The organism is Pseudomonas sp. Sample_20 (genome assembly GCF_004307585.1).
Taxonomy (GTDB): Bacteria; Pseudomonadota; Gammaproteobacteria; order Pseudomonadales; family Pseudomonadaceae; genus Aquipseudomonas; species Aquipseudomonas atacamensis.
The window spans coordinates 31826-40627 of record NZ_RCOA01000036.1; the positions used below are offsets into that span (position 1 = coordinate 31826).

General features: G+C 61.8%; 7 protein-coding genes. 4 read left to right on the top strand and 3 right to left on the bottom strand.

Going from position 1 to position 8802, the window contains the following annotated elements:
• Positions 1-191: 191 nt before the first annotated feature.
• The 3 genes from D8U70_RS09165 to D8U70_RS09175 all read left to right on the top strand — a co-directional run bounded on the left by D8U70_RS09165 (position 192) and on the right by D8U70_RS09175 (position 4033).
• The gene (locus tag D8U70_RS09165) at positions 192-1391 is read left to right on the top strand and encodes an MFS transporter (RefSeq protein ID WP_076562840.1); all 1200 of its coding nucleotides are present in this window, start codon (positions 192-194) and stop codon (positions 1389-1391) included.
• A gap of 94 nt (positions 1392-1485) precedes the next feature.
• Positions 1486-2400 carry a LysR family transcriptional regulator gene (locus tag D8U70_RS09170; RefSeq protein WP_130928682.1) on the top strand — a complete coding sequence of 305 codons (915 nt, stop codon included), beginning with the start codon at positions 1486-1488 and terminating at the stop codon, positions 2398-2400.
• Between the two features lie 130 nt (positions 2401-2530).
• The gene (locus D8U70_RS09175; RefSeq protein ID WP_130928683.1) at positions 2531-4033 is read left to right on the top strand and encodes a sensor domain-containing diguanylate cyclase; all 1503 of its coding nucleotides are present in this window, start codon (positions 2531-2533) and stop codon (positions 4031-4033) included.
• Positions 4034-4039: 6 nt separating this feature from the next.
• On the opposite strand, the gene D8U70_RS09180 is transcribed toward D8U70_RS09175, so the two are convergent.
• The 3 genes from D8U70_RS09180 to D8U70_RS09190 form a co-directional block, all read right to left on the bottom strand.
• Complete coding sequence (locus D8U70_RS09180) at positions 4040-5578, bottom strand: cryptochrome/photolyase family protein (RefSeq protein ID WP_130928684.1); 1539 nt, start codon at positions 5576-5578, stop codon at positions 4040-4042.
• Between the two features lie 194 nt (positions 5579-5772).
• Positions 5773-6894, bottom strand: a complete 1122-nt coding sequence (locus D8U70_RS09185) for an alkene reductase (RefSeq protein ID WP_130928685.1) — start codon at positions 6892-6894, stop codon at positions 5773-5775.
• A 102-nt stretch (positions 6895-6996) separates the two neighbouring features.
• Positions 6997-7674, bottom strand: coding sequence for a type 1 glutamine amidotransferase domain-containing protein (locus D8U70_RS09190; protein WP_122692540.1), 678 nt, complete (start codon positions 7672-7674; stop codon positions 6997-6999).
• A 212-nt stretch (positions 7675-7886) separates the two neighbouring features.
• Here D8U70_RS09190 and D8U70_RS09195 point away from each other — a divergent pair, with 212 nt between their 5' ends.
• On the top strand, positions 7887-8471 hold the full coding sequence (locus D8U70_RS09195; protein WP_016770670.1) for a TetR/AcrR family transcriptional regulator: 585 nt from the start codon (positions 7887-7889) through the stop codon (positions 8469-8471).
• Positions 8472-8802 lie beyond the last annotated feature (331 nt).

Below are 8802 nucleotides of genomic sequence, written 5' to 3' on the forward strand. Positions count from 1 at the left end.
GACGTCAGCGCCAGGGCCAAAGCGTAGAGAAGACCCTTGCAGCGGAGAATCACCGGCCCGCGCAACAGCGCGTTGCGCCACAAGCAACGTTGCGCGCCACGCATCAGTGCGTTGCCAGTGGCACGGATTCTCGCCCCCGCCGGCTGACCGTAGCCTTGGCACAACTTTCCCGAACTCAACGAGGTGTCACCATGCTTACGGGCAACCCTGCCGTTGCGGCCCCGGCCGAACAGCCTGCTTCACTCTCCGGCCTGATGGTCGCGTTTCTGGCATTTTGCTGCGGCGCGGTCGTCGCCAACCTGTATTACGCGCAGCCCATCGTCGAACTGATCGCGCCGCAGATCGGCCTGTCCAGCGCCAATGCCAGCCTGATCGTGTCGCTGACGCAGTTCGGTTACGCGCTGGGCTTGTTGCTGCTGGTGCCGCTGGCCGACCTGATGGAAAACCGCCGTCTGGTGGTCGGCTTCACCCTCGCTGCGAGTGTCACGCTGCTGTGTGCTGGCCTGACTCATTCGCCGTCGCTGTTTCTGCTGCTCTCTTTGCTGATCGGCCTGACCTCGGTGGCGGTGCAGATTCTCGTGCCGTTGGCTGCGCATTTGGCGCCGGAAGCCAGCCGGGGGCGCGTCGTCGGCAATATCATGAGCGGCCTGCTCTTGGGGATTCTGCTGTCGCGGCCGCTGTCGAGTCTGTTGGTTGAAGTGTTCGGCTGGCGCGGGGTGTTTTACAGCGCGGCGGCACTGATGGCGGTGATCGCGTTGATTACCGCTGTGGCACTGCCGCGCCGGGTGCCGACGCACAAGGCCACTTATGTCGCGTTGATCGGTTCGGTGTTTGCCCTGGCCCGGCGCTTTCCTGTGTTGCGCCAGCGTTCGCTGTATCAGGGTTTGCTGTTCGCCAGTTTCAGCCTGTTCTGGACCCTCGCGCCGATTGAGCTGATGCGTCACCACGGTTTCAGCCAGGCGCAAGTGGCGATCTTCGCCCTGGTCGGTGCGGTGGGTGCGATTGCCGCGCCAATTGCCGGGCGTCTGGCCGATGCCGGGCACGGTCGTCGCGGTACTTTGGTGGCGTTGCTGCTGGCGCCGCTGTCGCTGTTGATCGCTGCGCTGCCGGGCAGTGGTTATGTGTGGCTGGTGGTGTGTGCGGTGCTGCTGGATTTTGCCGTACAACTGAACATGGTCCTCGGCCAGCGTGAGGTCTACGCCCTCGACCCGCACAGCCGCGCACGCCTGAATGCGGTGTACATGACCAGCATTTTCGTTGGCGGCGCCCTCGGCTCACTGGTCGCCAGCCCGCTGTATGAACACTTCGGCTGGAACCTCTCGGCCGTCGCCGTAGCGGTGTTGCCGGCGCTGGCGCTGGCGTTGTTCCTGAGTCGCAAGGCTGATGGCTGAGGTCGCGATGAGGCCCGGCAAGCACGACGATACAAGACGTGTGGCGGGCGCTGATGCACAATCAGCGGCGTTCCCTCACCACCGGATCCCGCTTATGGACAAGTTGCTGGCCTTGAAGATGTTTGTTGAAACCGTGCGCTGCGGAGGCTATTCCTCGGCGGCGCGCAAGCTTGGGATTTCGACGTCTTCGGTGACACGGCAAGTGGCGGGGCTGGAAAACGAGTTGGGCGCCAGCCTGCTCAATCGCACCACGCGCAATACCAGCGTGACCGTCGCTGGCCAGACCTATTTCGAGAAGGCCGTGGCCATTCTCGATGCCATCGACGAAGCCGATGCGGTGGTCGCCGATCGTGGCAGTGATGCCCAGGGCCGCTTGCGCATCAGCGTGCCGGTGGAGTTTGGCCGGCGACTGATTGCGCCGCACCTGAGCCGCTTGCTTGAACGCCATCCCGGGCTGGAGATCAGTCTGTCGCTGAGCGATCAGGTCAGCGATTTGCTCAGCGAGCAGATCGACGTTTCAGTGCGGCTCGGCTCGACGGTAGTCAGTGAGGACATCGTCAGCAAACGCGTCGGCCACTTTCAGCGTTGGATTGTCGCCAGCCCGGATTATCTGGCGCGCAGCGGCGTGCTCGAACATCCGCGGGATCTGCTCGAGCATCAATGCCTGCGTTTCGATTACGGCGGCAGCCATCACCACTGGACCTTTCAGGGCGACGAAGAGCCGATTCAGCTCAACGTTGCGGGTCGCCTGCAAAGCAACAACGCCGACATCCTGCGCGAAGCCGCGATTGGCGGTGGCGGGGTGGCGCTGCTGGCCGACTGGCTGGTGCGCGATGACGTCGCCGCCGGGCGCCTGACGCGCTTGCTTGAGCACTACGAGGTCAATCCCGGCAGTGCCAGCAGTTGCATCAACGCGCTGTACTTGCCCAACCACCGTGGTTCGAGCCGGATCAACGTGTTCATCGATTTTCTCGTGGAAATCCTCAAACCCGCCGCACCCGCTGCTTAGCACTGCACACTCTGTTGCTGCAGCCGCTGCACACTGCTTGTATGCTTGCGCCCCGGAACACGTGGCCGCCGTGAGTGCCGACGTTCGAATGATGGCTGGAATGGATACCGGACTTCCTTAAGGTACTGACGTGAAGCGTGATACTCGCCTTGTAATGCTCCTGCTGCTGGTGATTGGCTGTTCCCTGACTTCGCTGACGATCTGGAAAGTCTGGTCTTCGCGCGAGCGTGCGCTGGCCGAGGTCGATGTGCATGGCCTGAACCTGACCCAGGCGCTCAACACCTACACCGAAGGCATCGTCCGGCAAAGCTCGCTGCTCTTGCTCGGGCTGGTCGAGCGTCTGGAAACCGAGGGCAACGGCCCAGCGCAGATTCAGCGCATCCAGAGCCTGATCGACCGCCAGCAGCCGCTGATGCCCCAGCTCAGCGGCATCATCATCTATGACCGGAACGGGCATTGGCTGATGTCCTCCAACCGACCGATTCCGGAGGGCGCCAACAGCAGCGACCGCGCCTATTTCATTCACCACCGTGAAAACCGGAGCCGCGAGCCGTTCATTGGGCCGCCGATCCAGAGCCGTGCCAATCACGAATGGGTGGTGACCATCAGTCGGCGCTTCAATGACGCCGGTGGCCAGTTCGCTGGCGTTGTAGCAGTGACGCTGGGGGTGGAAAACTTTCTGCGCGTGTTCGGCAAGCTCGACGTTGGCCAGGACGGCGCGATCGGTCTGTCGTACACCGATGGCACGCTGCTGGTGCGCTACCCGTTCCGCGAGCAGGACATGGGCCGCAACTTCTCCAAATCGCCGATTTACGCCAAATACCTCGTTGACCGCTCGGTCGGCACTGCCTCCTACACCTCCAGCCTCGACGGTGTCGAGCGGCTGTACGCGTTCCGCAAAAGCGAAACGCTACCGCTGATCACCACCGTGGCCCTGGGCAAGGACGAAGCGCTGGCGGCGTGGCGCATCGAAGCGGCGCTGTCGGCGGTGGTGGTGATCGGGCTGCTAGGGCTGACCGGGTTGATCGGCTGGTTCCTGATCCTTGATATCCGCCGCCGCACCGAGGCTGAAGAAGCCTTGCGCGATGCCCAGCAGCAGCTGCTTGCGTCCAATCGACAACTGGAATTGCTGGCGCTGAAGGATGCGCTGACCGGCCTGGCCAACCGCCGCTGTTTCGATGAAACGCTGACGGTGGAAGCGCGGCGCGCGCAGCGTGACGGGACCTCGCTGGCCTTGCTGATGATCGATATCGACCACTTCAAATTGTTCAACGATGCCTTGGGCCACGTCGCCGGCGACGCCTGCCTGCAAGCGGTCAGCAAGATTCTTGAAGGCTGCGTGCGACGCCCCTCGGATCTGGTCGCGCGTTACGGTGGCGAGGAAATGGCGGTGATCATGCCGGCCACCGACAGCGCCGGGGCGACGGTGGTGGCGCAACTGATGCTCGAGCGCTTGCAGCAGGCGAACATCGCCCACCCGGGCAGTCCGTTTGCTCGGATTACGGTGAGTATCGGTATGGCGGTGGGGACGGGCGCTCAGCTGGATTCGCTGCCGGCGTTGATCCAGACCGCCGATCAGGCGCTGTACCGCGCGAAAGCGGGGGGGCGCAACGGGATGGCCGGGCAGGCCTGAGACGCACTAGAAAGCTTCGCCGCTATCCAGTTTCGCCAACAGCATTTGTCCGCGTTGCCACAGTGCATCCTGCTTGGCCAGCGGCATGCGGTCGAGGTTCTTGTACATCATGCCCATGCGCTGATTGCCGCGCAGGATATCGCCGTGGCGCATGAGGAAATGCCAGTACAGCGCGTTGAACGGGCAGGCATCGTCCGCGCTGCTTTCCTTGACCTTGTAGGCGCAGTCGCCGCAGTAATCCGACATACGATTGATGTATTGGCCGCTGGCGCAGTAAGGCTTGGAGCCGAGATAACCGCCATCGGCGTGCATGACCATGCCGAGGGTATTGGGCAGTTCGACCCAGTCGAAGGCGTCCATGTAGATCGCCAGATACCACTCACAGATTTCCTTCGGCGCAATCCCGGCGAGCAAGGCAAAGTTACCGGTGACCATCAGGCGCTGAATGTGGTGGGCGTAGGCATGTTGCAGGCTTTGGCCGATGGCCTGGCGCATGCAGTTCATCTGTGTCTGCCCGGTCCAGTAGAACTCCGGCAGCGGACGCGAGTTGCCAAACACGTTGCCCTCGGCGTAGTCCGGCATCTTCAGCCAGTACACGCCGCGCACGTATTCACGCCAGCCGATCAGCTGCCGAATGAAGCCTTCGGCCGCGTTGAGGCCGATGCTCCCTGACCAGTAAGCCGCCTCGACATCGCTGCACAGCTGGCGCAGATCGAGCAGGCCGATGTTCAGCGCGGCACTGATCCGCGCGTGAAACAGGAACGGTTCGTCGCTGGCCATGGCGTCCTGGTAATCACCGAAGCCGGCCAGCGCATAGTCGAGAAAGTATTGCCACAGGGCCTGTGCATCGGCGTGGGTCACCGGGTAATTGAAGTCATCCAGCGTGCCGTAATGCGTGGCGAAGCGCTCGCCGACCAACGCCAGCACCTCTTGGGTGATTGCGTCATTGGCGAAACGTGCCGGGTAGGGCGGTTTGGCGTGTTTGGGCAGCGCCTTGCGATTCTCCGCATCGAAATTCCACGCACCGCCGACCGGCGTACCGTCCCCGTTCAGCAGCAGCCGACTCTTGCGCCGCATCTCACGATAGAAAAACTCCATGCGCAGCTGCTTCTTGCCGCTGGCCCAATGGGAGAACTCTTCGCGGGAGCAGAGGAAGCGGCTGTCTGAGTGCCAGTGCACGGGCAAGCCCGAATCTTTGATTGACTGCTCAAGGCGCCAGTCGCCGCATTCTGTGATATGAATCTGTTCGGCGCCGGTGAGGGTTTGCCAGCGCTGTAGTTCGCCGGGAATTGAGCCGCTGTTGTTCGGGTCATCGAGGGTGACGTACTGGACGCGGAAGCCTTTATCGCGCAACGCATCGGCAAAGTGGCGCATGGCGCTGAAGATCAGAGCGATCTTTTGCGGATGATGGGCCACGTGGGTCGCTTCCTCCATGACCTCGACCATGAGCAGCAGGTCGTGCTGGGGATCGAGTGGCTGCAGGGACGCCAGGTCGAATGACAGCTGGTCGCCGAGGATCAGGAGCAAGCGGTGGGCAGGGGGCATGGAGCAAAGTCCGGTTGGCGATTCGAACTCCAATAGTTATACAGATTGTTTGATATGTATAGGTTTGGCGGCCACTGACATCCTATTGTGGGAGCGAGCCTGCTCGCGAAAGCGTCCTGTCAGTCAATACAAATGCTGACTGACCCACCGCCTTCGCGAGCAGGCTCGCTCCCACAGGAACTTGTTTTGGGTTCTTAGGCGGGGTAGGTCGGATAGTCGATATAACCCTCGGCACCACCGCCATACACCGTCGCCGGATTCAATTGGTTCAACGGCCAGTCATTGGCAATCCGCGCCGGCAGGTCCGGGTTGGCCATGAATGGTCGGCCAAACGCGACGAGATCCGCCAGCCCCGACTCAAGCAATTGCGCCCCGGTTTTGGCGGTGTAGCGACCGGCATAAATGATCGCGCCGCTGAACGTGTCGCGCACGGCCTGGCGAAAGGTCTGCGGCATGGCTGGCGCGTTGTCCCAGTCGGCTTCGGCGATCGACAGGTAGGCGATGCCGACGTCTTCAAGAATCTTGATCGCGGCAATGTAAGTTGTGTGCGGATCTTCCTCGACCAGGCCCAGGTATGTCCGCGCTTCATCGGTTGTAGTGAACAACGGCGCGAAACGCACACCGACCTTGTCCTTGCCAATGCATTCGGCGACGCCGGCCACCACTTCGCGCAAAAAGCGCAAGCGATTGTCCAGCGAGCCGCCGTATTTGTCGGTGCGCAGGTTGCTGTGGGCGGAGATGAACTGGTTGACCAGATAACCGTTGGCGCAGTGCAGTTCGATGCCGTCGAAACCCGCATCCATCGCGTTGCGCGCGGCCTGGATGTACAGCTGAATCAGTTCCTGCACTTCATCGGTGCTCAACGCGCGCGGAGCGGACGGGGGCACCAGTTCACCGGCACCGGGCGCGGTTTCGATGAACACGCTGACGCGATCCGTGGCGACCGCAGAGGCCGACACCGGCGCATCGCCGTTGGGCTGCAACGCCGTGTGCGAGACCCGACCGACATGCCAGAGCTGGGCGAAGATCACGCCATCCACCGCGTGCACCGCCTCGGTGACTTTGCGCCAACCGGCGATCTGCTCCGGCGTGTGAATGCCCGGCGTCCACGCATAACCTTGCCCGCGCGGTTCGATCTGCGTGCCTTCGGTGACCAGCAAACCGGCACCGGCGCGCTGCTGGTAATACTCGGCCATCAACTCGTTGGCGACATTGCCCGGCTGCGTGCTGCGCTGGCGGGTGAGAGGCGGCAGGACGATGCGGTTTTTCAGGGTGTGGTTGCCCAATTTAGCGGGCGTGAAAAAAGCGTTATTCATGGAGTAAGCCTTGAATCTGATTAGACCAGTCGACTATTGACTGGGCAAAAAAACAACGCCGGGCGGTACGCACGCGGCGTTGATCGGGTTGGAGCGAGGGATTCAGCCGAGCATCTTCAACAGCTTTTCGGCAACGGCGGCGGAGCTGGCCGGGTTCTGGCCGGTGACCAGTTGACCGTCAGCGACCACATGCACCTGCCAGTCGGCGACTTTCGAGTAACGCCCGCCCAGACGCTGGAACTCGTCTTCGATGAGGAACGGCACCACGTCAGTCAGACCAACAGCAGCTTCTTCGGCGTTGGTGAAACCGGTGACGTCGCGATCTTTGACGATCGGCTGGCCGTCAGCGCGCACCACATGACGCAATACGCCGGGTGCGTGGCAGACAAAACCGTGAGGTTTGTTGGCGCGGTCGAAGGCTTCGATCAGCGCGATCGAGGCCTTGTCTTCGGCCAGATCCCACAACGGGCCGTGGCCGCCTGGGTAGAACACGGCATCGAAATCTTCGGCCTTCACATCAGCCAACCGGCCAGTAGTGGCCAGTGCCTGTTGTGCGGCCGGATCAGCGCGGAAGCGATCGGTTTCGGCAGTCTGCGCGCTTGGCTCATCGCTTTTCGGATCGAGCGGCGGCTGGCCGCCGGCGGGCGATACCAGGGTGACGTCGGCGCCGGCGTCCTTGAAGGCAAAGTAGGGCGCGGCGAACTCTTCCAGCCAGAAACCGGTTTTCTTGCCAGTGTTGCCGAGTTGATCGTGGGAAGTCAGAACCATCAAGATTTTCATAGAGCACCCGTGGGTTGGTCTGGCATCGGCAGAAGGCGAGGGATTCGCTTGTTGTCGGTGCCGCATGAATTTGTGTGTCGGGGCGCAGCATAGTTTCCAATTAGACCAGTCGTCTAGTAATTTTTTCAGAAAATGTTTTTGCCCGTCGGTTATGGCAAACTCCCGGTCCTGAAAACTATACGACTGGTCTATTGTCTGGAATTTTGCGCACCATGAAGCCGACCTTTGACGACACCCGCCAACACTTGCTCGACACCGGCCACCGGATGATGGCCGAGAAGGGCTTCACCAGCGTCGGCCTCAACGAGATCCTGCAGACCGCCGGCGTGCCCAAGGGCTCGTTCTATCACTACTTCAAATCCAAGGAGTTGTACGGCCAGGCGCTGCTCGAGGATTACTTCGTCGACTACCTCGCCGACATGGAGCGCCGCCTGACATTGCCTGGGCTGACGGCCTTCGAGCGTTTGATGGATTACTGGCAGGGCTGGCAGAACCGCTGCACCCTCGAAGGCCACGGCGATGAATGCCTGGTGGTGAAACTCAGCGCCGAAGTCGCCGACCTGTCCGAATCAATGCGCCTGACCTTGCGCGACGGCGCCGAACGCATCGTCGCGCGCATCACCGAATGCATCGAACAAGGCCAGACCGACAAAAGCCTGCCGGAGGGCGATGCGCGGAAGTTGGCAGAGACGCTGTATCAGCTCTGGCTCGGCGCGAGCCTGCTGAACAAATTGCAGCGCACCGGACAGTCGCTGGAAACCTCGATGGCGATGACCCGGCAGTTGTTGCAAGTCTGAGCCTCGCCGCAGATCCCTTTGGGAGCGAGCCTGCTCGCGAAGACGGCGGCACATTCAACATCTTCATTGCCTGAGCCAATGCATTCGCGAGCAAGCTCGCTCCCACAGGTTTTTGCGGCGTGTGCCAAATCCCGGCGACACGCAAAATCCAGTGTGGGAGCGAGCTTGCTCGCGAAGAGGGCGGCACATTCAACATCTTCATTGCCTGACCCAATGCATTCGCGAGCAAGCTCGCTCCCACAGGTTTTTGCGGCGTGTGCCAAATCCCGGCGACACGCAAAATCCAGTGTGGGAGCGAGCTTGCTCGCGAAGAGGGCGGCACATTCAACAT